The sequence below is a fragment of the Pseudomonas sp. ASL3 genome, from assembly GCF_056680425.1.
The window spans coordinates 6,494,996-6,517,919 of record NZ_CM155281.1; the positions used below are offsets into that span (position 1 = coordinate 6,494,996).

At 58.6% G+C, this 22,924-nt stretch carries 22 protein-coding genes and 1 other RNA gene; 19 read left to right on the forward strand and 4 right to left on the reverse strand.

The window, feature by feature from the left end; all coding sequences use genetic code 11:
• Nucleotides 1-180: 180 nt before the first annotated feature.
• The 5 genes from petA to AC1MEE_RS29865 all read left to right on the forward strand — a co-directional run bounded on the left by petA (nucleotide 181) and on the right by AC1MEE_RS29865 (nucleotide 4,045).
• Nucleotides 181-774: a ubiquinol-cytochrome c reductase iron-sulfur subunit gene (petA, locus tag AC1MEE_RS29845; protein WP_480413004.1), complete on the forward strand. Its 594-nt coding sequence runs from the start codon at nucleotides 181-183 to the stop codon at nucleotides 772-774.
• Nucleotides 774-1,985: a cytochrome b gene (locus tag AC1MEE_RS29850; RefSeq protein ID WP_480413005.1), complete on the forward strand. Its 1,212-nt coding sequence runs from the start codon at nucleotides 774-776 to the stop codon at nucleotides 1,983-1,985. The genes petA and AC1MEE_RS29850 overlap by 1 nt, the downstream gene beginning before the upstream one ends.
• Complete coding sequence (locus AC1MEE_RS29855) at nucleotides 1,985-2,767, forward strand: cytochrome c1 (RefSeq protein ID WP_480413006.1); 783 nt, start codon at nucleotides 1,985-1,987, stop codon at nucleotides 2,765-2,767. The genes AC1MEE_RS29850 and AC1MEE_RS29855 overlap by 1 nt, the downstream gene beginning before the upstream one ends.
• 232 nt (nucleotides 2,768-2,999) lie before the next feature.
• Nucleotides 3,000-3,617: a glutathione S-transferase N-terminal domain-containing protein gene (locus AC1MEE_RS29860; RefSeq protein WP_480413007.1), complete on the forward strand. Its 618-nt coding sequence runs from the start codon at nucleotides 3,000-3,002 to the stop codon at nucleotides 3,615-3,617.
• 17 nt (nucleotides 3,618-3,634) lie between these two features.
• The gene (locus tag AC1MEE_RS29865) at nucleotides 3,635-4,045 is read left to right on the forward strand and encodes a ClpXP protease specificity-enhancing factor (RefSeq protein ID WP_480413008.1); all 411 of its coding nucleotides are present in this window, start codon (nucleotides 3,635-3,637) and stop codon (nucleotides 4,043-4,045) included.
• A gap of 118 nt (nucleotides 4,046-4,163) precedes the next feature.
• Here the strand turns inward: AC1MEE_RS29865 and AC1MEE_RS29870 are convergent, their stop codons facing one another.
• The 4 genes from AC1MEE_RS29870 to AC1MEE_RS29885 all read right to left on the reverse strand — a co-directional run bounded on the left by AC1MEE_RS29870 (nucleotide 4,164) and on the right by AC1MEE_RS29885 (nucleotide 7,660).
• Nucleotides 4,164-4,742 (reverse strand): BON domain-containing protein, encoded by a 579-nt coding sequence (locus tag AC1MEE_RS29870; protein WP_480413009.1) that lies wholly within the window; start codon nucleotides 4,740-4,742, stop codon nucleotides 4,164-4,166.
• Nucleotides 4,739-5,332, reverse strand: coding sequence for a phosphoheptose isomerase (locus AC1MEE_RS29875; protein WP_480413010.1), 594 nt, complete (start codon nucleotides 5,330-5,332; stop codon nucleotides 4,739-4,741). The genes AC1MEE_RS29870 and AC1MEE_RS29875 overlap by 4 nt, the downstream gene beginning before the upstream one ends.
• 142 nt (nucleotides 5,333-5,474) lie before the next feature.
• The gene (locus tag AC1MEE_RS29880; RefSeq protein WP_480413011.1) at nucleotides 5,475-5,846 is read right to left on the reverse strand and encodes a YraN family protein; all 372 of its coding nucleotides are present in this window, start codon (nucleotides 5,844-5,846) and stop codon (nucleotides 5,475-5,477) included.
• The gene (locus AC1MEE_RS29885; RefSeq protein WP_480413012.1) at nucleotides 5,846-7,660 is read right to left on the reverse strand and encodes a penicillin-binding protein activator; all 1,815 of its coding nucleotides are present in this window, start codon (nucleotides 7,658-7,660) and stop codon (nucleotides 5,846-5,848) included. The genes AC1MEE_RS29880 and AC1MEE_RS29885 overlap by 1 nt, the downstream gene beginning before the upstream one ends.
• 290 nt (nucleotides 7,661-7,950) lie before the next feature.
• Between AC1MEE_RS29885 and rsmI the strand changes: the two genes are divergently transcribed.
• The 14 genes from rsmI to AC1MEE_RS29955 all read left to right on the forward strand — a co-directional run bounded on the left by rsmI (nucleotide 7,951) and on the right by AC1MEE_RS29955 (nucleotide 22,922).
• Entirely contained in the window at nucleotides 7,951-8,805 is an 855-nt protein-coding gene (gene rsmI / locus AC1MEE_RS29890; RefSeq protein WP_480416381.1) for a 16S rRNA (cytidine(1402)-2'-O)-methyltransferase, read from the forward strand.
• Between the two features lie 86 nt (nucleotides 8,806-8,891).
• Nucleotides 8,892-9,250: RNase P RNA component class A (gene rnpB, locus AC1MEE_RS29895), an RNA gene on the forward strand.
• Nucleotides 9,251-9,559: 309 nt separating this feature from the next.
• Complete coding sequence (gene mraZ / locus AC1MEE_RS29900) at nucleotides 9,560-10,015, forward strand: division/cell wall cluster transcriptional repressor MraZ (protein ID WP_480413013.1); 456 nt, start codon at nucleotides 9,560-9,562, stop codon at nucleotides 10,013-10,015.
• Nucleotides 10,016-10,017: 2 nt separating this feature from the next.
• Nucleotides 10,018-10,959: a 16S rRNA (cytosine(1402)-N(4))-methyltransferase RsmH gene (gene rsmH, locus AC1MEE_RS29905; protein ID WP_480416382.1), complete on the forward strand. Its 942-nt coding sequence runs from the start codon at nucleotides 10,018-10,020 to the stop codon at nucleotides 10,957-10,959.
• The gene (gene ftsL, locus AC1MEE_RS29910; RefSeq protein WP_480413014.1) at nucleotides 10,956-11,249 is read left to right on the forward strand and encodes a cell division protein FtsL; all 294 of its coding nucleotides are present in this window, start codon (nucleotides 10,956-10,958) and stop codon (nucleotides 11,247-11,249) included. Before rsmH ends, ftsL begins: the two co-directional genes overlap by 4 nt.
• On the forward strand, nucleotides 11,249-12,985 hold the full coding sequence (locus tag AC1MEE_RS29915) for a peptidoglycan D,D-transpeptidase FtsI family protein (protein ID WP_480416383.1): 1,737 nt from the start codon (nucleotides 11,249-11,251) through the stop codon (nucleotides 12,983-12,985). Before ftsL ends, AC1MEE_RS29915 begins: the two co-directional genes overlap by 1 nt.
• A complete protein-coding gene (locus AC1MEE_RS29920) occupies nucleotides 12,985-14,448 on the forward strand; it encodes a UDP-N-acetylmuramoyl-L-alanyl-D-glutamate--2,6-diaminopimelate ligase (RefSeq protein WP_480413015.1) in 1,464 nt (487 codons plus the stop codon). The genes AC1MEE_RS29915 and AC1MEE_RS29920 overlap by 1 nt, the downstream gene beginning before the upstream one ends.
• On the forward strand, nucleotides 14,441-15,808 hold the full coding sequence (locus AC1MEE_RS29925; RefSeq protein WP_480413016.1) for a UDP-N-acetylmuramoyl-tripeptide--D-alanyl-D-alanine ligase: 1,368 nt from the start codon (nucleotides 14,441-14,443) through the stop codon (nucleotides 15,806-15,808). Before AC1MEE_RS29920 ends, AC1MEE_RS29925 begins: the two co-directional genes overlap by 8 nt.
• Nucleotides 15,808-16,890 (forward strand): phospho-N-acetylmuramoyl-pentapeptide-transferase, encoded by a 1,083-nt coding sequence (gene mraY / locus AC1MEE_RS29930; RefSeq protein WP_480413017.1) that lies wholly within the window; start codon nucleotides 15,808-15,810, stop codon nucleotides 16,888-16,890. Before AC1MEE_RS29925 ends, mraY begins: the two co-directional genes overlap by 1 nt.
• Before the next feature lie 5 nt (nucleotides 16,891-16,895).
• Entirely contained in the window at nucleotides 16,896-18,242 is a 1,347-nt protein-coding gene (gene murD, locus AC1MEE_RS29935; RefSeq protein ID WP_480413018.1) for a UDP-N-acetylmuramoyl-L-alanine--D-glutamate ligase, read from the forward strand.
• Nucleotides 18,242-19,453 carry a putative lipid II flippase FtsW gene (gene ftsW / locus AC1MEE_RS29940; protein WP_480416384.1) on the forward strand — a complete coding sequence of 404 codons (1,212 nt, stop codon included), beginning with the start codon at nucleotides 18,242-18,244 and terminating at the stop codon, nucleotides 19,451-19,453. The genes murD and ftsW overlap by 1 nt, the downstream gene beginning before the upstream one ends.
• Nucleotides 19,443-20,513 carry an undecaprenyldiphospho-muramoylpentapeptide beta-N-acetylglucosaminyltransferase gene (gene murG, locus AC1MEE_RS29945; RefSeq protein ID WP_480413019.1) on the forward strand — a complete coding sequence of 357 codons (1,071 nt, stop codon included), beginning with the start codon at nucleotides 19,443-19,445 and terminating at the stop codon, nucleotides 20,511-20,513. Before ftsW ends, murG begins: the two co-directional genes overlap by 11 nt.
• A complete protein-coding gene (murC, locus tag AC1MEE_RS29950; RefSeq protein WP_480413020.1) occupies nucleotides 20,506-21,966 on the forward strand; it encodes a UDP-N-acetylmuramate--L-alanine ligase in 1,461 nt (486 codons plus the stop codon). Before murG ends, murC begins: the two co-directional genes overlap by 8 nt.
• Nucleotides 21,963-22,922, forward strand: a complete 960-nt coding sequence (locus AC1MEE_RS29955; RefSeq protein WP_480413021.1) for a D-alanine--D-alanine ligase — start codon at nucleotides 21,963-21,965, stop codon at nucleotides 22,920-22,922. The genes murC and AC1MEE_RS29955 overlap by 4 nt, the downstream gene beginning before the upstream one ends.
• The last annotated feature ends 2 nt before the right edge of the window (nucleotides 22,923-22,924 follow it).

Genomic DNA, 22,924 nt, shown 5'->3' on the forward strand with positions numbered 1-22,924 from the left:
GACAACGTGCCACATCCGTGAGTGCCGCGTGTTATAAGGCTTGGGCTCGTTTCAGGTTGGTAATTACCTTGTCAGTTGAGGGGCTTTTCATTACCATTCGGCAAAATTTTACACAGTTCAGAATGTTAATTAAGTAGATGCCTGATTAAACAGGTCACAGAGCTGATGGGAGAGGACGGAATGAGCAATGACGGCGTGAATGCAGGCCGACGTCGCTTCCTCGTAGCAGCCACGTCCGTGGTGGGTGCTGCAGGAGCGGTGGGGGCGGCGGTCCCGTTCGTGGGGTCATGGTTTCCCAGTGCCAAGGCGAAAGCCGCAGGTGCACCGGTAAAGGTGAATATCAGCAAGGTCGAGCCGGGTCAGCAGATGATTGCTGAGTGGCGCGGTCAGCCGGTATTCATCGTCCGTCGTACCGCAGAGATTTTGGGAAATCTGAAGAAGATCGAGGGACAACTGTCCGATCCGGCCTCCAAGAATTCGACTCAACCGACCTACGTTGACCCCGAGATGCGTTCGATCAAGCCAGAAATTCTGTTGCTGGTCGGTATTTGTACGCACCTGGGTTGTTCTCCGACGTTCCGTCCTGAAGTAGCCCCGGCTGACTTGGGCAAGGACTGGGTCGGTGGTTATTTCTGTCCATGCCACGGCTCTCACTACGATCTGGCCGGACGCGTCTACAAGTCGCAACCGGCACCTTTGAATCTGCCCGTGCCGCCACATTCCTATGAGTCGGACAATATTATTGTCGTTGGCGTCGATCAGGAGAAAGCGTGATGAGCAAGTTCATGGATTGGGTTGATGCGCGCTTTCCCGCCACCAAAATGTGGGAAGACCATCTCAGCAAATATTACGCGCCAAAAAACTTCAACTTCTTCTACTTCTTCGGCTCACTGGCTTTGCTGGTGCTGGTCAATCAGATCGTTACCGGTGTCTGGCTGACCATGAGTTACACGCCGTCGGCTGAAGAGGCGTTCGCCTCCGTCGAATACATCATGCGTGACGTGGAATACGGCTCGATCCTGCGCCTGCTTCACTCCACCGGCGCATCCGCCTTCTTCATCGTGGTCTATCTGCACATGTTCCGTGGCCTGCTCTACGGTTCTTACCAGAAGCCGCGTGAGCTGGTGTGGCTCTTCGGCATGCTGATCTACCTGGCGCTGATGGCTGAAGCCTTCATGGGTTATCTGCTGCCTTGGGGTCAGATGTCCTACTGGGGTGCCCAGGTGATCATCTCGCTGTTCGGTGCTATCCCTGTGATCGGTGGCGACCTGACCCAATGGATCCGTGGTGACTACCTGATTTCGGGTATTACCCTGAACCGCTTCTTTGCCCTGCATGTGGTTGCTCTGCCGATCGTGATTCTGGGTCTGGTGGTACTGCACGTCCTGGCGTTGCACGAAGTCGGCTCGAACAACCCGGACGGCGTCGACATCAAGAAATACAAAGACGAAAACGGCGTACCGCTGGATGGCATCGCCTTCCACCCGTACTACACCGTTAAAGACATCGTCGGCGTGGTGGTGTTCCTGTTCATCTTCTGCTCGATCGTGTTCTTCTTCCCGGAAATGGGTGGTTACTTCCTCGAGAAGCCGAACTTTGAAGTGGCGAACGCCTTCAAGACCCCAGAGCACATTGCTCCGGTTTGGTACTTCACCCCGTTCTACGCGATCCTGCGTGCGATTCCAGACAAACTCATGGGTGTTATCGCCATGGGTGCTGCAATCGCCGTGCTGTTCGTGTTGCCGTGGCTCGACCGTAGCCCGGTCAAGTCCATGCGCTACAAAGGCTGGCTGAGCAAGATCTGGTTGCTGGTGTTCTGTGTGGCTTTCGTGATTCTGGGTGTGCTGGGTGTTCTGCCGCCAACCCCGGAGCGCACGGTGCTGTCGCAGGTCTGTACGTTCCTGTACTTCGCCTACTTCATTCTGATGCCGTTCTATACCCGGCTCGAGAAGACCAAACCGGTTCCAGAAAGGGTGACTGGCTGATGAAAAAGCTATTTGCTGTATTGATGTTTGCACTGCTGCCCGTATTGTCCTTCGCCGCCGAGCATGGCGGCCCCGAGTTGGAACAGGTCGATATCGACGTGTCTGACAAGGCTGCGATGCAAGACGGTGCGCGTACCTTCGCCAACTACTGCATGGGTTGCCACAGTGCCAAGTTCCAGCGCTATGAACGCGTTGCGGACGACCTGGGTATTCCTCACGATCTGATGCTGGAAAAACTGGTCTTCACCGGCGCCAAGATCGGCGACCATATGACTATCGGTATGCAGCCTGCTGACGCAAAAGCCTGGTTCGGTGCAGCTCCGCCTGACTTGACCCTGGTGGCGCGTGTTCGCGGTGCTGACTGGCTCTACGGCTACCTGCGTTCGTTCTATGAAGATCCGGCGCGTCCTTGGGGTGTGAACAACAAGGTGTTCCCGAACGTTGGTATGCCGAACGTTCTGGCAGGCCTGCAAGGTCGTCAGGTCGTCGGTTGCAAGCAAGTACAGGTGGTCGAGAGCGGCAAGAAGCAATACGATCCACTGACCGGCTCGCCTCTGACTCACGAAGCCTGCGATCAACTGACCGTGTTGCCGAAAACCGGTTCGCTGAACGAAGAGCAGTTCAATGAGAAGGTCAAGAATCTCGTGACCTTCCTCGCCTACTCGGCGAACCCGGTGAAGCTGCAACATCAGCGCATCGGTACGTATGTATTGCTCTACCTGGCCTTCTTCTTCGTATTCGCTTACCTGCTCAAGCGCGAATACTGGAAAGATGTCCATTGATCAAGTTGTAACCCCTGCTGTTAACGATGCGCGCCCTGGGGCGCCTCTTTAAAGATAACGAGCGCGGGGCAGGTGGGGCGAGGGAGGTCGGGTTGAGTCATTCATGTTCAATGGATGAGTCGCCTGGCCACTTTCAACGGCCACCTGTTTCTGCGCAGTCGATATCGGAGGCGCCCTCTGGGCGCGCTCGTTTTTCTGCTTCTGAAAACTTATACAAGCGAGGAGGACCGCCATGGGCGTGACCAACCGGTTGGCCTGTTACTCCGACCCCGCCGACCACTATTCCCACCGCGTGCGCATTGTGCTCGCAGAGAAAGGTGTCAGCGCCGAGATCATTGATGTAGTGGCGGGTCGTCATCCGCCAAAATTGATCGAGGTGAATCCGTATGGCAGCGTGCCAACCCTGGTCGATCGTGATCTGGCGTTGTACGAGTCGACGGTGGTGATGGAATATCTGGATGAGCGTTATCCACACCCACCTTTGCTGCCGGTTTATCCGGTGGCCCGTGCCAACAGCCGTTTGCTGATTCATCGCATTCAGCGCGATTGGTGTGGTCTGGTGGATTTGATCCTGGATTCACGCAGTAAAGAGGCCGCTCGCGTTCAAGCGCGCAAAGAGTTGCGTGAAAGCCTGACCGGTGTGTCTCCACTGTTCGCCGATAAGCCTTTTTTCCTCAGTGAAGATCAAAGTCTGGTCGATTGCTGTCTATTGCCAATACTTTGGCGTCTCCCTGTCCTGGGTATAGAATTGCCGCGGCAAGCCAAGCCGTTGCTTGACTACATGGAGCGCCAATTTGCACGCGAAGCTTTCCAGACAAGCCTGTCTGGTGCCGAACGTGATATGCGCTAAGGCTTAAGGAGCCGTTGATGAACTCCAGTCGCCCTTATCTGATTCGCGCTCTGTATGAGTGGATTGTAGATAACGATTGCACCCCGCATATGCTGGTCAATGCGGAATACCCGTCGGTACAGGTCCCTCAGGGCTTCGCCAATGACGGTCAGATCGTCTTGAATGTTTCGCCCAGTGCAGTGCGTCACCTGCACATGGATAACGACGCCGTGAGCTTCGAAGGTCGCTTCGGTGGCGTGCCACACACGTTGTACGTCCCTATCGCAGCGATCCTGGGCATTTATGCTCGGGAGAATGGCCAGGGTATGGTTTTCGATCTGGAGCCTCCCCTGGAGGACGACGGGATCGATCCGGACGATGATGGTCCGCCACCGGGTAGCGAACCACCGCGACCGACCGGCAGGCCGAGTCTGAAAGTGGTCAAGTAATCTGAAGCACAAAAAAAGGCGATCCCCAGGGATCGCCTTTTTTATTTCCGGTGTCAGACATGCCGCATCAAGCTATTCGCAGGCAAGCCTGCTCACACAGTGATACGCAGCCGTTCGGCTAGTCGATGTACTCAAACAGTTTCACGATTTTCTGCACGCCCGACACGTCTTGCACCAGATTGGTCGCACGGGTGGCTTCCTGTTGAGTCACGAGACCCAGCAGGTAGACGATGCCATTCTCGGTCACGACCTTGATTCGAGAGCCGGGGATAGTGTTATCAGTCAGCATTTGCGCCTTGATCTTGGTAGTCAGCCAGGCGTCGTTGTTGCGCGCCAGGATCGAAGAGGGCGGCATGACTTGAAGTTCGTTGTTGACCTTCTTGACCCGCTGTACGGAGCCGGCGGCTTGTTCGGCAAGGGCTTTCAGGTCGTCGCGTGGCGTCTGACCGGCGAGCAGGACGATGCCGTTGAAGCTGGTGACGATGATGTGCGAGCCTACGTCGAGATCAGGGTTGGCCTTGGCCACGTTGACCGCGACCTTGGTTTCGATCAGGGAGTCGTCGATCTTGCTACCGAACGTCCGAGTGCCGCGGTCATCCTCGATAGGCGTGTCACGGGTTGCAGTCAGGACCGAGCTGCATCCGCTGAGGCCGAGGCACAGTGTCAGAGCCAGTAGGCTGAGGCGATTAATGGTCATTCTTCACTCCCGAACAGTTGGCTGTCGATCAAGTCGCAGAGGCAGTGGATCGCCAGCAGGTGGACTTCTTGGATACGTGCGGTGACTTTGGCCGGAACGCGGATCTCCACGTCCTCGGGCAGCAGTAGCGAGGCCATGTCGCCACCGTCGCGACCGGTCAAGGCTACGACAATCATTTCGCGATCATGTGCGGCCTGGATGGCCTGAATAATGTTCGCCGAGTTGCCGCTGGTGGAAATTGCCAGCAATACATCGCCCGGTTGGCCTAGCGCGCGGATCTGTTTGGAGAAGATTTCGTTGTAGCTGTAGTCATTGGCAATCGAGGTAATGGTCGAGCTGTCGGTGGTCAGCGCAATGGCCGGCAGACTCGGGCGTTCACGCTCGAAGCGGTTGAGCAGCTCCGAGGAAAAATGCTGTGCGTCACCGGCCGAGCCGCCATTGCCACACGAAAGCATTTTGCCTTCGTTGAGCAGGGCGTTGACCATGACCTGGCTGGCTTGCTCGATGTAGGGTGCAAGAACTTCCATCGCCTGTTGCTTGGTATCGATGCTGGCCTGGAAAAGCTGGCGAATTCGGGATTGCATGTCCATCTAGTAACCTTAAGTAGGGCGGCTGCTCCAGGCACAAGGATGTGCAGCCTGCAAAGCAAAGAGCGAAATCGGTGTGTGGGGCTTTCTATCAATCAGAGCTTTAAATCACGACGTCCCGGGTCGACAAATCCGGCACCCTGAATCAGCTATCAAATGCGTTCTTGAGCCAGTTCAACGAAGGCGCGGTGCCGGGATCGCCATTGATGGCCACCACATCGAAACGGCACGGAGAATCCGCCCAGCGCGACTCTTGTTGCAGAAAATACTGTGCGGCGAGTACGAGCTTTTCGCGCTTGCGAAAATCCACGCTTTCCAGCGCTCCACCCCAGCCTGCGTAGCGTCGATAGCGAACTTCGACGAATACTACTGTATCGCCGTCGAGCATGACCAGATCGAGCTCGCCACGTTTGCATAACCAATTCTGCGTGACCAGGCGCAGGCCCTGTTGTTGCAGATGCTGCAGGGCGAAGGCTTCGGCCTCACGCCCGGCTTGTTGGCGAGGTTCGCTCGGCATCAGTGCGCAGTGTCCGGCAGGCGCTGAACCTTGCCGCCTGTGAACTCGGCCCATGGCAATTGCCGCTCGACACGTTGCCCCTGGCTCATGCTCAAGCTGCCGGTCAGACCGTCGATGCGGGTGTCAGACAGGGTTTTGAGTTGGGCCAGGCGCGGTGCCAGACGATAGGCGTCGATTCCCATGGCATACAACCGGCCAAGGCTGCCTGCTGCTTGTGGCCATTGTGTGACCACTTGCTGGTGAAGCGGATCGCTGGTGTTGAGCAGCCATGGGGTTTCGCAGAAACGAATGCCTTCCAGATCCTTGTACTGCGCCTGATCACCGCTGTTGGTGAACAGGTGCGAAGTGGCATATACCGGAACGTCACCCGCGTACTGGAACACCAGCGTCGGCTTGATCTGCTGCGCTTGTTGAGGCGTTGCCGCGAGGAAGATGAAATCGATGTCCTGGCGGCGCGTCGGTTGTGCGGCTACATGGGTGCCAACGGTGCTTTGCAGGCTCTTGGCGCGGGCTTCGCTATTACGCAGTTGGAACATATCAGCGATTTGCTGGGCCAGGGCGACCGGTTGGTCAACGTGCTCAGCAACGATAAAGGTACCGCCGGCGGCTTGCCAGCTTTGGCGGAAGGCATCCAGAACGCGGTCGCCCCATTCGCCTTTTGGCACCATGGCTGCAGCGCTGCGCTTGCCATCGGCCCAGGCGCGGCGGGCAACTTCACGGGCTTCATCTTCAGCTGCAAGGCCGAACTGGAACAGCTGGGGAGGGCCGGCCTGGTGCGAGTCGCTGTAATTCAGCGCCAGCGTGGTGATAGGCAGTTGTGGGCGACTGCTCAGTTGTTTGACCAGTGGTTTTTCCAGCGGACCGATCACCAGTTGCACGCCGGAGGCTTTGGCTTGACGGTAGAAATCATCAAGGGAGGTCAGGCGCGAGCTGTCGAACACTTCGATGACTGGCGGCTTCTGACCCGCCTGCTGCGCCTGGTAGTGTGCAGCCATGAAGCCTTCGCGTAGCGCGCGGGCTACCGATGCCAGTGGGCCTTCTTGCGGCAGCAGCAGGGCGATTTTGGTCAGCGGTTCGCTGGTCAGCGCCTTGAGTTTGACCAGCGGGATCGGCAGTTGCAGGGCCGCCGGGTGTTGTGGGTTCTGTGCTTTCCAGGTGTCGATGGCCGCCTGCTGTTGCTCCAGAGTGCCGCCACCTTTTACTGCGCGGGCCAGGCTCAGCCAGCCAGCCAGCTCATCATTGCCGGTGCTTTGCAGTTGCTCTGGGGGCAGGGCGGCAACCAGTGCCCAGATCGCTTCATGGTTGGCACTGGCGTCGGCTCCCTTGAGCATGGGGGCGATAAATACCCGCTCCCTGGCGGCAGGCAGTGTCTGGCCATCCGCTTCCAGTGCGCGAGCCTGGACCAGGCCGGTGCGGATTTGTTGCTCGACCGGCAGTTCAGCCAGGCGTTGCATGCTTGGATGGTTCAGCGCCGCCAAGGCCGCCTTGGGCTGGTTGCGGCCCAAAGCCAGTTCGGCGGACAAGGTGCTGGCATACACCTGTTGAGCGGGCTTGAGCTGATCAAGAGGCACTTGCTCGAGAATGCGTGCAGCGCGACCCGCATCGTGTTGCCGGTAGGCCTGATCGGCCGCACTGAGTCTCAGCAGTGCAGCTTTATCGGGCGTTTTGGCGGCAGCGGCTTGTTCGAGCAGTTGCTCGATGCTGGCTTCAGGAGTGCGTGGAAGTTCGCCAAGGCTTGACGAAGGCGAACTGGCGCAGGCCGCCAACAGGGCAGCGAGACAGAGGGCAGAGAACAGCCGCAGGCAAGCGATCATGTGTGTGATCCTGATACTCGAGCAAATTAGCGTGGAATTGTACCCAAGCACTGGCCGGGGCGCGATGTTAGTGGCGTTAAAGCGGTCATATTGGTCGTGGGGCAGGTAAATAAGGGTGAATCCGGTCTTTTTTTGCGTCATTCACCTCTTGCGGCAACGAAAGCAAATGCTTTTTTCGCTCTATTTTCAGCGTTTGCCTTCGCCGGCTACCCGTTCGCTCAGACCGTAATCTGTACAATGCGTTTTTTTGGTTAACACAAGAGGTGTGCGCTTTGACTGCTCCAGGTCCTTTGAATTCCGCTGCTGGCTCGCTTTATGTGGTGGCCACGCCTATCGGTAACCTGGATGACATGAGCGTGCGAGCGCTGAAAGTGTTGCGTGAGGTGGTGTTGATTGCCGCCGAAGATACTCGCCACTCGTTACGGTTGATGCAGCACTTCGGGATTTCCACGCCCTTGGCTGCCTGCCATGAGCACAACGAGCGTGAGGAGGGGAGTCGATTTCTGACGCGCCTGCTCGCCGGCGATGACGTCGCACTGATCTCCGATGCCGGGACGCCGCTGATCTCCGATCCGGGTTATCACCTGGTACGTCAGGCGCGCGCCGCTGGCATTCAAGTGGTGCCGGTTCCGGGTGCCTGTGCGCTGATCGCTGCCTTATCCGCAGCCGGTTTGCCCTCGGACCGGTTTATCTTCGAAGGCTTCTTGCCGGCCAAAGCGGTGGGACGCAGGGCGCGACTCGAGCTGCTTAAGGAAGAACCCCGCACGTTGATCTTTTACGAAGCGCCGCACCGCATTCTCGAATGCCTGCAAGACCTCGAGCTGGTGTTCGGCCCGGAGCGTCCGGCGTTACTGGCTCGTGAGTTGACCAAAACCTTTGAAACACTCAAGGGCCTGCCTCTGGCTGAGTTGCGCGCTTTCGTCGAAGCCGACAGCAATCAGCAGCGCGGCGAATGCGTGGTACTGGTAGGCGGGTGGAGCGAGCCGGAAGGTGAGGATGTCATCGGCAACGAAGCTCGGCGTATTCTGGATTTGCTGTTGGAAGAAATGCCCCTCAAGCGTGCTGCGGCATTGGCGGCGGAAATCACCGGGGTGCGCAAGAATTTGCTTTATCAGGTAGCGCTGGACAAACAAAAAGACGCATAAACGAATGTCTTCGGCCTGATAGCCAAAGTGCGCTGGACTTATTAAAGCTTGTTCTTGAGCGTCCGTGCCGCTAACCTTGGCGGCGGAGAGTCGATTGGACAGTCGCTGCCTTCTATTGTTCCGCAATAGGGGGGGGAGGAAAGTCCGGGCTCCATAGGGCAGAGTGCCAGGTAACGCCTGGGAGGCGCGAGCCTACGGAAAGTGCCACAGAAAATAACCGCCTAAGCACTTCGGTGCCGGTAAGGGTGAAAAGGTGCGGTAAGAGCGCACCGCACGTCTGGCAACAGGTCGTGGTCAAGGTAAACCCCACTCGGAGCAAGACCAAATAGGGTTCCAAGGCGTGGCCCGCGCTGGAACCGGGTAGGTTGCTAAAGACGTCCAGTGATGGCCGTCGTAGAGGAATGACTGTCCTCGACAGAACCCGGCTTACAGATCGACTCTCCACCTTTTTTTCCCCTCTCTGCTTTTTCACAGCAGAAGCGCTTTTGTAATACCAAAAAAATCTTACTCTTGATAAATCACTTTAACTTCGAGCCTTAGCGTTCTGAGTCAATTCAGGTTTATCTGTCAAAACAATTGAGAAATTGTTCCGCCATCTGTTTTTCCTCTCCTAAATCTCCGATCTGTAAGGGTTTTCCTTAGGACCGCGCCTTGACGGTGTGGTGGGCGCATTCCTATAGTGTGCGCAAGTGGCGGAAAGTGGCATGAAGTGGGTTTTTTCAGCGTAAAAAGTTAATATTCGGAGATCGCGCCTGTGTTTCGTGGTGCCAATGCAATCAATCTCGACGCTAAGGGTCGTCTCGCAATGCCGAGCCGGTACCGCGACGAGCTGGATTCGCGAAGCGCCGGGCAATTGATTGTGACCATTGATGCCGTCGACCCCTGCCTATGTCTGTACCCATTATCCGAGTGGGAATTGATTGAAGCCAAATTGCGTGACCTGGCCACATTCCGTGAAGAAAACCGTCGTCTGCAGCGGCTGTTGATTGGTAATGCGGTCGATCTGGAACTTGATGGCAGCGGCCGTTTTCTGGTCCCGCCGCGTTTGCGCGAATATGCCAAGTTGGATAAGCGCGTGATGCTAGTTGGCCAGCTTAATAAGTTTCAACTGTGGGACGAGGACGCCTGGAACGCTCTTGCTGAAGCGGATCTGGCGGCCATTCAACAACCGGGCGCTATGCCTGATGAACTGCGTGATTTGATCCTGTGACTATGAATAGCGGCTTTACCCACATCACCGTACTGCTTGATGAAGCCGTAGAGGCTCTCGCGGTGCGTACCGATGGCTGCTATCTGGATGGCACGTTCGGGCGCGGCGGACACAGCCGTTTGATATTGCAGCACCTTGGTCCCGACGGGCGACTGTTGGGGTTTGATAAAGATCCTCAAGCGATTGCCACCGGGCAAGCGCTAGCGGCCGAAGACGGCCGCTTTGTCATTGTGCAGCGCAGCTTTGCCGAGCTGGGCGCTGAAGTCGAAAGTCGCGGTCTGGCTGGTAAGGTCAACGGCATTTTGCTCGATCTCGGTGTTTCTTCGCCGCAGCTGGACGATCCTGAGCGCGGTTTCAGCTTCATGAACGACGGTCCGTTGGACATGCGCATGGATCCGAGTCGTGGCGTCAGCGCTGCCGAGTTCATCGCGACCGCCTCCGCCGAAGAAATCGCTCGCGTGTTCAAGGAATACGGTGAAGAGCGCTTTGCCAAGCGTATGGCCAATGCCGTAGTCCTGCGCCGCGAGACCCAGCCTTTCGAGCGCACCGCCGATCTCGCGGAAGTACTCAAGGTCGCCAACCCGGCTTGGGAAAAAGGCAAGAATCCAGCGACCCGTGCATTCCAGGGGTTGCGTATCCATGTCAACAACGAGTTGGGCGATCTCGAAGCAGGGCTTGAAGCCGCGCTCGAAGCGCTTGAAATCGGTGGTCGTCTGGTTGTAATCAGCTTCCATTCGCTGGAAGACCGCATCGTCAAACTGTTCATGCGCAAGCTCGCCAAAGGCGAAGCCGACAACATGCCCCGTGACCTGCCGATCCGTTTTCAGGCGTTCGATCCAAAAATCAAAATCCACGGCAAAGCGCAGTTCGCCTCCGACGCTGAAACCAAAGCCAATCCACGCTCGCGCAGCGCTGTCATGCGTGTGGCGGAGAAGCTTCGGTGAGCCGGCTTTTCCTCAAGCCATTGCCTGGCGGCAGTTTCTTTATGCTGCTGTTGTTTATCGCTGTGCTGGTTTCGGCGATTGGTGTGTCGTACAGCGCGCACTGGAACCGGCAGTTGCTGAACTCCCTGTACAACGAGCTGAGCGTGCGCGACAAGGCGCAGGCGGAATGGGGTCGCCTGATTCTTGAACAAAGCACCTGGACTGCCCACAGCCGTATCGAAACGCTGGCCAGCGAACAGCTGAAAATGCGCATCCCTAGTGCTGCCGAAGTACGAATGGTGGCGCCATGATGAAGCTCGAAGGCGCCCTCTATCCCTGGCGTTTTCGCGTGGTGGTGGGTCTGCTTGCGATCATGGTGAGTGCGATCTGCTGGCGCATTATCGACCTGCAGGTCGTCGACCATAAGTTCCTCAAGGAACAAGGCGACGCGCGTAGCGTTCGACACATTCCTATTCCGGCGCACCGTGGCTTGATCACCGACCGCAATGGCGAACCGTTGGCGGTCAGTACGCCAGTGACCACGCTGTGGGCGAACCCGAAAGAGATGCAGTTGGCCAAAGACAAATGGCCTGCGCTGGCCGCCGCCCTGGGTCAGGACGCCAAGTTGCTGACTGATCGCCTGGAGGCGCAGGCTGATAAGGAATTCATTTATCTGGTCCGGGGTCTGACGCCGGAGCAGGGTCAAGTCGTACTCGATCTGAAAGTCCCAGGCGTCTATGGCATCGAAGAGTTCCGGCGTTTCTACCCGGCGGGCGATGTCACGGCGCACATGGTGGGCTTCACCGACCTGGATGACCACGGTCGCGAAGGTGTCGAGCTGGCGTATGACGACTGGCTGGCGGGTGTGCCCGGCAAACGACAGGTCATCAAGGACCGTCGTGGTCGGTTGATCAAAGACGTCCAGGTCACCAAAAACGCCAAGGCAGGGAAGACCTTGGCGTTGTCTATTGACCTGCGCCTGCAATACCTGGCCACCCGCGAGCTGCGCAACGCCATCCAGGAAAACGATGCCAAGGCCGGCAGCCTGGTGATCATGGACGTGAAGACCGGCGAAGTGCTGGCCATGGTCAATTCGCCGACCTATAACCCGAACAACCGTCGCACCATGGTGCCGGCCGCGATGCGTAACCGCGCAATCATCGACGTGTTCGAGCCGGGTTCGACCATGAAGCCGATCTCCATGACCGCCGCGCTGGACAGCGGTCGCTGGAAGCCTTCCGACAAGGTCGAGGTCTATCCGGGCACGCTGCAGATCGGCAAATACACCATCCGTGACGTGACCAAGACCGAGGGCCCGATCCTCGATTTGACCGGCATTCTGATCAACTCCAGTAACGTCGGCATGAGTAAAGTAGCCTTCGACATTGGTGGTGAAGCGATTTTCCACGCCATGCAGCGCGTCGGGTTGGGGCAGTACACCGGTCTCGGTTTCCCTGGCGAACGTGTAGGTAACCTGCCTAATTACCGTGAGTGGCGCAAAGCCGAGACTGCGACCTTGTCGTACGGCTACGGCCTGTCGGTTACCGCGCTGCAACTGGTCCACGCCTATTCCGCGATTGCCAACAACGGCCGCATCGTGCCGCTGACGATCCTGAAAACCGACACGCCGCCAGTGCCCCTTCAGGCGATTCCGGAAGCAACCGCAAAAACGGTGCAGGGCATGTTGCAGCAAGTGATCGAAGACCCGCGTGGTGTGTTCCGCGCACGGGTGCCGTCCTACCATGTGGCTGGCAAGAGTGGTACCGCACGTAAAACAGCCTCGGGTACCAAGGGCTACACCGAGAACGCCTATCGCTCTTTGTTCGCTGGCTTTGGTCCGATGAGTAATCCGCGTTACGCGATCGTCGTGGTGATCGATGAACCCGGCAAGGCTGGCTACTTCGGTGGTCTGGTATCGGCGCCGGTGTTCAGCAAGGTGATGTCCGGCACGCTGCGGCTGATGAACGTTACCCCGGATAATCTGGCGGCACTTCCACCGCAGGAGCAGGTCAATGCTGCTCCCGTTGTTAAAGGAGGACGTGGTTAATGCCTTTTAGTCTGAACAAGATTTTTGCCCATGCCGACCGCGATCTGTTGATCCGCGAGTTGACCCTCGACAGCCGTAATGTTCGCGCTGGCGATCTGTTTCTGGCGGTGCCGGGTGGCAAGCTCGACGGTCGCGCGCATATCGCCGATGCACTCAAGCGGGGTGCGGCGGCGGTTGCTTATGAAGCCGAAGGCGCAACCGTGTTGCCCATCACCGATGCACCATTGATTCCGGTCAAGGGCCTGGCTGCACAGCTTTCCGATATTGCCGGGCGTTTTTATGGCGACCCGAGCCGCAGCTTGAATCTGGTGGGCGTCACCGGCACCAACGGTAAAACCAGTGTCACTCAGTTGGTCGCGCAAGCGCTGGATCAACTGGGGCAACGCTGTGGGATCGTCGGCACCCTGGGCACTGGGTTTTATGGTGCGCTACAAAGTGGCCTTCATACCACGCCAGACCCGATTGCCGTGCAAGCGATGCTGGCCGATCTGAAGAAAGCCGGCGCTCGCGCGGTGGCGATGGAAGTGTCTTCCCATGGCCTGGATCAGGGGCGTGCGACCGCATTGGCGTTCGATGTCGCGGTGCTGACCAATCTGTCCCGCGATCATCTTGACTACCACGGCACGATGGAAGCCTACGCGGCGGCCAAGGCGAAATTGTTTGCCTGGTCCGATCTGCGTTGCCGCGTGATCAATCTGGATGACGATTTCGGCCGGCAACTGGCCAGTGAAAAACACGCGTCGCGCCTGATCAGCTACAGCCTGAACGATTCCAGTGCTTCCCTGTACTGCCGCGATGCGCACTTCGATGACGATGGCGTCCGCGCCACGGTGGTCACCGCGCAAGGTGAACACCATCTGCGTAGCAGCCTGTTGGGCCGTTTCAACTTGAGCAATGTGCTGGCTGCGGTCGGGGCGTTGATGGGCTTGGACTACCCGCTGGATGAAATTTTGAACGTGCTGCCGAAACTGGAAGGTCCGGTCGGTCGCATGCAGCGCTTGGGCGGTGGCACCCGGCCGTTGGTCGTGGTCGATTACGCGCACACCCCCGATGCCCTGGAAAAAGTCCTCGAAGCGCTGCGCCCGCACGCCAAAGGTCGCCTGATGTGCCTGTTCGGCTGTGGCGGTGACCGTGATCGTGGCAAGCGTCCGTTGATGGCTGAAGTGGTCGAACGGTTGGCGGACACGGTGCTGGTCACCGATGACAACCCACGGACAGAAGTCCCCGCGCAGATTTTTGACGACATCCGCAAAGGGTTTGTCGCCGTCGATAACGTCAGTTTCGTCGCGGGTCGCGGTCAGGCCATCGCTCAATTGATCGCCAGCGCCGATGCGGCCGATGTGATCGTGTTGGCGGGCAAGGGGCACGAGGACTATCAGGAAATCGATGGCCAGCGCCACGCCTTCTCCGATCTGGAAGAAGCCAGCAAAGCCCTGGCTGCATGGGAGGTGGCACATGTTTAAGCCGCTGACGTTCAGTGAGCTGATCGCACCGCTTAATGGCCGGCAGGTCAATGCCGATTGCAAATTTACCGGTGTCAGCATCGATAGCCGCGCCATTGTCCCGGGTCAGCTGTTTGTTGCGCTGACCGGCCCGCGTTTCAACGGCCACGACTATCTCGATGAAGTTGCAGGCAAAGGTGCGGTCGGTGCGTTGGTCGAGCGAGAAGTTGCAGGCACTGCCTTGCCGCAGCTGGTGGTTGGCGATACTCGTCACGCGTTGGCGCAGCTCGGTGCCCTGAATCGCAATGCTTTCGACAAACCGCTGGCCGCGATTACCGGTTCCAGCGGCAAAACCACCGTCAAGGAAATGCTCGCGAGCATCTTGCGCACACGCGGTTCGGTACTGGCCACGCGCGGTAATTTGAACAACGACCTGGGTGTTCCGCTGACCTTGCTCGAACTGGCGCCGGAACACATGGCGGCGGTTATCGAACTGGGCGCTTCGCGTGTTGGCGAAATTGCCTACACCGTCAGGCTGGCCAAACCCCATGTCGCGTTGATCACCAATGCCGGGACTGCCCATGTTGGCGAGTTCGGCGGGCCGGAAAAAATCGTCCAGGCCAAAGGTGAAATTCTTGAAGGCCTCGGCGCAAAAGGTGTCGCGGTACTCAATCGTGACGACAAAGCCTTCGATATCTGGAAGGCCCGGGCCAATGGGCGTCAGGTCGTGAGCTTCGCCTTGAGCGACGATGCTGCCGACTTCTACGCACGTGATCTGACTCGCGATGCGCGCGGTTGCCCGAGCTTCACGCTGCACGGTCTATCGGGAGCTGCGTCTGTCCAGCTCAATCTGCTGGGCGCGCACAATGTTGCCAATGCGTTGGCTGCAGCGGCTGCTGCTCATGCGATGGGCGTTTCGCTGGAAGGCATTGTCGCCGGGTTGAACACTGTGCAACCGGTCAAAGGCCGTGCAGTGGCGCAACTGGCCACTAATGGCCTCCGCGTAATTGATGACACATACAACGCCAACCCCACCTCAATGTGCGCTGCCGTTGATATACTTGCCGGCTTTTCTGGGCGCACCGTCTTGGTGCTCGGAGATATTGGCGAGTTGGGCGAGTGGGCTGAACAAGGCCATCGCCAGGTCGGCGCATACGCGGCTGGCAAGGTGTCGGCGTTATATGCGGTGGGGCCTTTGATGACCCATGCCGTGAGCGCTTTTGGCCAGCATGCTCGCCACTTCGCCAACCAGGCCGACCTGATCGCAGCGCTTGGCGCCGAGCAGCACACTAACACCACTATTTTGATCAAAGGGTCGCGCAGTGCTGCGATGGAAAACATCGTGGCCGCTTTGTGCGGGTCGAGCGGGGAGAAACATTAATGCTGCTGCTTCTGGCGGAGTATCTACAACAGTTCTACAAAGGCTTCGCGGTCTTCCAATACCTGACCCTGCGCGGGATTCTCGGCGTGCTCACTGCATTGTCGCTCTCGTTGTGCCTGGGCCCATGGATGATTCGCACCTTGCAGAATCGCCAGATCGGTCAATCGGTACGTAACGACGGTCCTCAATCTCACTTGTCCAAGTCGGGCACCCCGACCATGGGTGGCGCGCTGATTCTTTCAGCGATCGGAATCAGCACCCTGCTGTGGGCCGACCTGACCAACCGTTATGTCTGGGTCGTATTGATCGTCACGCTGCTGTTCGGCGGCATTGGCTGGGTCGACGACTACCGCAAAGTCATCGAGAAGAACTCCAAGGGCTTGCCGAGCCGCTGGAAGTATTTCTGGCAGTCGGTATTCGGTCTCGGCGCGGCACTGTTCCTTTATATGACTGCGCCATCAGCGGTGGAAACCACCCTGATCGTGCCAATGCTCAAGGATGTCAGCATCGCGCTCGGCATTGGCTTCGTGGTGCTGACCTACTTCGTCATCGTCGGTTCGAGCAATGCGGTCAATCTGACGGACGGCCTCGACGGTCTGGCGATCATGCCGACGGTGATGGTCGGCGGCGCGCTGGGCATCTTCTGCTACCTGTCGGGTAACGTGAAATTCGCTGAATACCTGTTGATCCCGTATGTACCGGGCGCAGGTGAATTGATTGTGTTCTGCGGCGCATTGATCGGCGCGGGCCTGGGCTTTCTCTGGTTCAACACCTATCCGGCCCAAGTCTTCATGGGCGACGTCGGTGCTCTGGCACTGGGCGCGGCACTGGGCACCATCGCGGTGATCGTGCGTCAGGAAATCGTGTTGTTCATCATGGGCGGTGTGTTCGTGATGGAAACCCTTTCAGTGGTTATTCAGGTCGCCTCTTTTAAATTGACCGGTCGCCGTGTGTTCCGCATGGCACCGATTCACCACCACTTTGAACTCAAAGGCTGGCCCGAGCCGCGGGTGATTGTCCGTTTCTGGATCATCACCGTGATTCTGGTGCTGATCGGCCTTGCCACCCTGAAGCTGAGGTAGAACGAGTGTCTCTGATCGCTTCTGACCACTTCCGCATCATTGTCGGCCTCGGCAAGAGCGGCATGTCCCTGGTTCGCTTCCTGGCGAACCGGGGCGTGTCGTTTGCTGTGGCCGATACGCGGGAAAATCCACCGGAGCTGGCGACGTTGCGTCAGGAATACCCGCAGGTGGAAGTGCGTTGCGGCGAGCTGGATGTGGAGTTTCTCTGCCGCGCCGACGAACTGTACGTGAGCCCCGGTCTGGCGTTGGCAACCCCTGCGTTGCAGCAAGCGGCGGCACGCGGCGTGAAATTGTCGGGCGATATCGAGCTGTTCGCGCGTAACGCGAAGGCGCCGATCGTCGCAATCAGCGGTTCGAATGCGAAAAGCACCGTCACCACCATCGTCGGCGAAATGGCTGCCGCAGCCGGCAAGCGTGTCGCGGTGGGTGGCAACCTCGGTACGCCAGCACTGGACCTGCTCGATGATACGGTCGAGCTGTACGTGCTCGAACTCTCCAGCTTCCAGCTTGAAACCACTGATCAACTCGGCGCTGAAGTGGCGACCGTGTTGAACGTCAGCGAAGACCATATGGATCGCTACAGCGGTCTGCCTGCGTATCACTTGGCCAAGCACCGGATTTTCCGTGGCGCCCGGCAGGTGGTGGTCAATCGGCAGGACGCGCTGTCGCGGCCGCTGATCGGCGAGGGCCTGCCATGCTGGACCTTCGGTCTGAACAAACCCGATTTCCACGGCTTCGGCCTGCGTGAAGAGAACGGCGAAAAATACCTCGCCTTCCAGTTCGACACGTTGATGCCGGTCCGTGAGCTGAAAATTCGCGGCGCGCACAATCAAGCCAACGCCCTGGCTGCGCTGGCGTTGGGTCACGCTGTTGGCCTGCCATTCGACGCCATGCTCAGCAGCCTGCGTTCATTCACCGGGCTGACGCATCGTTGCCAATGGCTGCGCGAGCGTTCCGGTGTCAGTTACTACGACGACTCCAAAGCCACCAACGTCGGTGCGGCGCTGGCCGCTATCGAAGGCTTGGGGGCGGATATCAGTGGCAAATTGGTGCTGATCGCCGGTGGTGACGGCAAGGGTGCTGACTTCAGCGCATTGCGTGCTCCGGTCGCCGCTCATTGCCGTGCCGTGGTGTTGCTGGGCCGGGATGCCGAGCTGATTGCTCAGGCAGTGGGCGATGCGGTGACTTTAATTCGCGTCAAAACCCTGGAAGAAGCCGTGCAACGTGCCGCCGAATGCGCGCAAGACGGGGACGCTGTGCTGCTGTCTCCTGCTTGTGCCAGCTTTGATATGTTCAAGAATTACGAAGAGCGCGGCCGCCTGTTCGCTCAAGCCGTGGGGGCCTTGTCATGATCCTCGGTGTGATTCGGCCTTATCCATCACCGCTGATCAGCGGCCGCGGCATCGATGTCGACTTCCCGATGCTGGCCGGTTGCCTTGCGCTGCTGGGCCTGGGTCTGGTGATGATCACTTCCGCTTCGTCGGAAGTGGCTGCCGTGCAGTCCGGCAACCCGCTGTACATGATGATTCGCCACCTGTTTTACATGGTGTTGGGCCTTGGTGCCTGCGGCGCGACCATGATGATTCCGGTTTCTACCTGGCAACGTCTGGGCTGGCTGATGCTGATCGGCGCCTTCGGCCTGCTGGTGATGGTGCTGGTGCCGGGACTGGGGCGTGAGGTCAACGGTTCGATGCGCTGGATCGGCTTCGGTATGTTCAACGTACAGCCTTCGGAAATTGCCAAGGTCTTCGTGGTGATCTTCCTTGGCGGCTATCTGGTGCGGCGTCAGCAGGAAGTCCGTGAAAGCTGGATGGGCTTCTTCAAGCCGTTCATCGTCTTGCTGCCCATGGCCGGTTTGCTGCTGATGGAGCCGGACTTCGGCGCCACCGTGGTGATGATGGGCGCCGCCGCGGCGATGCTGTTTCTGGGCGGCGTCGGTCTGTTCCGTTTCAGTCTGATGGTGGTGCTGGCAGTGGCTGCCGTGTTCGTGCTGGTTCAAGCACAGCCGTATCGGATGGCACGTCTGATCACCTTCACCGACCCGTGGTCCGATCAGTTCGGCTCTGGCTATCAATTGACCCAGGCCCTGATCGCATTTGGCCGTGGCGAATGGTTTGGTGTCGGCCTGGGCAACAGCGTGCAGAAACAGTTCTATTTGCCCGAAGCGCATACCGACTTCGTGTTCTCGGTATTGGCGGAGGAGTTGGGCGTGGTTGGCTCGCTCCTTACCGTTGCCCTGTTTGTATTCGTCAGTATCCGGGCCATGTACATCGGTATGTGGGCCGAGAGGGCCAAGCAGTATTTTGGCGCCTACGTGGCTTATGGCCTGGCGTTCCTGTGGATTGGTCAGTTCCTGATCAATATCGGGGTGAACGTCGGGCTGTTGCCAACCAAAGGCCTGACCTTGCCATTCCTCAGTTATGGCGGCAGTTCGTTGGTGATCTGCTGTGCGAGCCTGGGCTTGTTGCTGCGCATCGAGTGGGAAGCGCGGACCAACACTGGCAGTGAAGAAACAGAATTCAATGAAAGCGACTTCGCTGAGGAGTCCAACCATGGGCGCTAACGTGCTGATCATGGCAGGCGGCACCGGCGGGCACGTATTCCCGGCGTTGGCTTGCGCACGCGAATTCCAGGCGCGTGGTTACAGCGTGCATTGGCTCGGAACGCCACGCGGGATCGAAAATCAGTTGGTGCCTGAAGCGGGTTTGCCGCTGCATTTGATCAACATGACGGGTCTGCGGGGCAAGGGTGTGTTGGCCTTGTTCAAAGCGCCATTCGTGCTGCTCAAGGCCTTGTTGCAGGCACGCAAGATCGTCAAGCAGTTGCAGCCTGTCTGCGTACTCGGCCTGGGTGGCTATGTCACCGGTCCTGGCGGCCTGGCGGCGAAACTGGCAGGTGTGCCGCTGATCATTCATGAGCAGAACGCGATCGCCGGTACCGCCAACCGCAGTCTGGTGCCGTTCGCCAGCCGTGTTTGCGAAGCCTTCCCGGAAACCTTTTCGGCTTCGGCAAAACGGCGCACCACTGGCAATCCGGTTCGCACCGAGCTGTTTCTCGAAACGCCGCGTCAGGCGTTGGCCGGACGCAAGGCCCGTTTGCTGATCCTCGGCGGAAGCCTGGGCGCCGAGCCGCTGAACAAACTGCTGCCCGCCGCATTGGCGCTGTTGCCGCTGGAGTTACGTCCTGAAGTGTTCCATCAGGCCGGCAAGAACCATGACGAGATCACCGCAGAGCGCTATCGCACTGCCGGTGTCGAGGCGCAAGTGGCGCCCTTCATCAAAGACATGGCCCAAGCCTATGGCTGGGCCGACCTGGTGGTCTGTCGCGCAGGCGCACTGACCGTCAGTGAGCTGGCCGCGGCTGGACTGCCGTCGCTGTTGGTGCCGTTGCCCCATGCGATCGACGACCACCAGTCCCGTAACGCCGACTATCTGGCCCGCGAAGGCGCTGCCTTCGTCATGCCACAAGCGACAACTGGCGTAGCCGAAATGGCTGCACGCCTGAAAGAGGTTCTGATGCAACCCGAACAAATGAACAGCATGGCCCGCACGGCTCGCCGCCTGGCCAAACCTGACGCAACGCGCACTGTGGTCGATATCTGTCTGGAGGTGGCTCATGGTTGAGAATCAGAGAGCGATGCCCCAGCCAGAAATGCGCCGCATCCGTCGTATCCATTTCGTCGGTATCGGCGGCGTGGGCATGTGCGGTATTGCCGAAGTGTTGCTCAATCTGGGCTATGAAGTGTCTGGCTCGGACCTGAAAGCTTCACCGGTGACTGAACGGCTTGAATCGTTCGGCGCGAACATTTTTATTGGTCATCGTGCCGAAAACACCGCGACCGCTGATGTGCTGGTAGTTTCCAGCGCCGTGAATACCTCCAACCCGGAAGTTTCCAGCGCTCTGGAACGTCGCATTCCTGTGGTGCCGCGTGCCGAAATGCTGGCCGAACTGATGCGCTATCGCCACGGCATCGCGGTCGCCGGTACCCATGGCAAAACCACCACTACAAGCTTGATCGCTTCGGTGTTCGCGGCCGGTGGCCTGGACCCAACGTTCGTCATCGGCGGTCGTTTGAACGCTGCCGGAACCAACGCCCAGCTCGGCACCAGCCGTTATCTGATCGCCGAAGCCGATGAAAGCGATGCGAGCTTCCTGCACTTGCAGCCGCTGGTGGCCGTGGTCACCAACATCGACGCCGACCATATGGCGACCTACGAAGGCGACTTCAACAAACTGAAGAAGACCTTCGTCGAATTCCTGCACAACCTGCCGTTCTACGGTTTGGCCGTGGTGTGCATCGACGATCCAGTGGTGCGCGAAATTCTGCCGCTGATCAAACGTCCGACCATGACCTATGGCTTCAGTGAAGAAGCCGACGTGCGCGCGATCAACGTGCGCCAGGAAGGCATGCTGACTTACTTCACTGTGCTGCGTCGTGACCGCGAGCCGTTGGATGTTTCGGTGAACATGCCGGGCAACCACAACGTGCTCAACTCGTTGGCGACCATTGCCATCGCCACTGATGAAGGCGTTTCCGACGAGGCCATCGTGCAGGGGCTGTCAGGTTTTCAGGGCGTAGGACGGCGCTTCCAGATCTATGGCGAGCTGCCGGTCGAAGGCGGCAATGTGATGCTGGTCGACGACTATGGTCATCACCCGCGTGAAGTAGCTGCGGTGATCAATGCTGTACGCGGCGGCTGGCCGGACCGTCGACTGGTCATGGTTTACCAGCCCCATCGCTTCAGCCGCACCCGCGATCTTTACGATGACTTCGTGCAGGTGCTGACCGAGGCCAATGTGCTGCTGCTGATGGAAGTCTATCCAGCCGGGGAAGAACCGATTCCCGGGGCGGACAGTCGCCATCTGTGCCACAGCATCCGTCAGCGCGGACAACTGGACCCGATCTACATCGAGCGTGGCGTCGAGCTGGCCCCGCTGGTCAAACCGCTGCTGCGTGCGGGCGACATTCTGCTGTGCCAGGGCGCCGGTGATATCGGTGGCCTTGCGCCGCAACTGCTTAAAAGCCCGCTGTTTGCAGGCGCTGTCGTGGCCCCGACCGAGGGGAAACTGAAATGACGGTGGTCGTGCAATCTTCTCTGTTCTCCACGCTGGAGCCGAAAACCTTCGGCCGGGTCGCGGTGCTGTTTGGCGGCAAAAGTGCTGAGCGGGAAGTCTCGCTGAAGTCTGGTCGGGCGGTGCTTGAAGCCCTGCAGGGCGCAGGTGTCGACGCGTTCGGTATCGACGTCGGCGACGACTTTTTACAGCGGTTGGTCAGCGAAAAAATTGACCGCGCGTTCATCGTCCTGCACGGGCGTGGCGGCGAAGATGGCAGCATGCAAGGCTTGCTGGAGTGCCTGGAGATTCCTTATACCGGCAGCGGCGTACTGGCCTCTGCGCTGGCGATGGACAAGTTGCGGACCAAACAGGTCTGGCAAAGCCTGGGCCTGCCGACTCCTCGACACGCCGTTTTGAGTACTGAAGCCGATTGTATTTCTGCAGCTGGGGAACTGGGTTTCCCTTTGATCGTCAAACCGGCGCATGAAGGTTCAAGTATCGGTATGGCCAAGGTGACCAGCGCTGATGAATTGATTGCCGCATGGAAAGCTGCCAGTACCTACGACTCGCAAGTGTTGGTCGAGCAATGGATTCAAGGTCCGGAGTTCACCATCGCTACGCTGCGTGACCAGATATTACCGCCCATCGGTCTGGGCACTCCCCACAGTTTCTACGACTACGACGCCAAGTACCTGGCCTCCGATACCCAGTATCGGATTCCGTGTGGGCTGGATGGCGCCAAAGAACAAGAGCTTAAAGATCTCACTGCGCGCGCTTGCGAGGCCGTTGGCATCGCGGGTTGGGCGCGGGCGGATGTCATGCAGGACGCCGACGGCAAGTTCTGGCTGTTGGAGGTGAATACCGTACCGGGCATGACCGATCACAGTCTGGTCCCAATGGCAGCACGTGCTGCGGGGCTGGATTTCCAGCAGTTGGTGTTGGCGATTCTGGCCGACAGTGTCGAGGCGCGAGGTTAAAT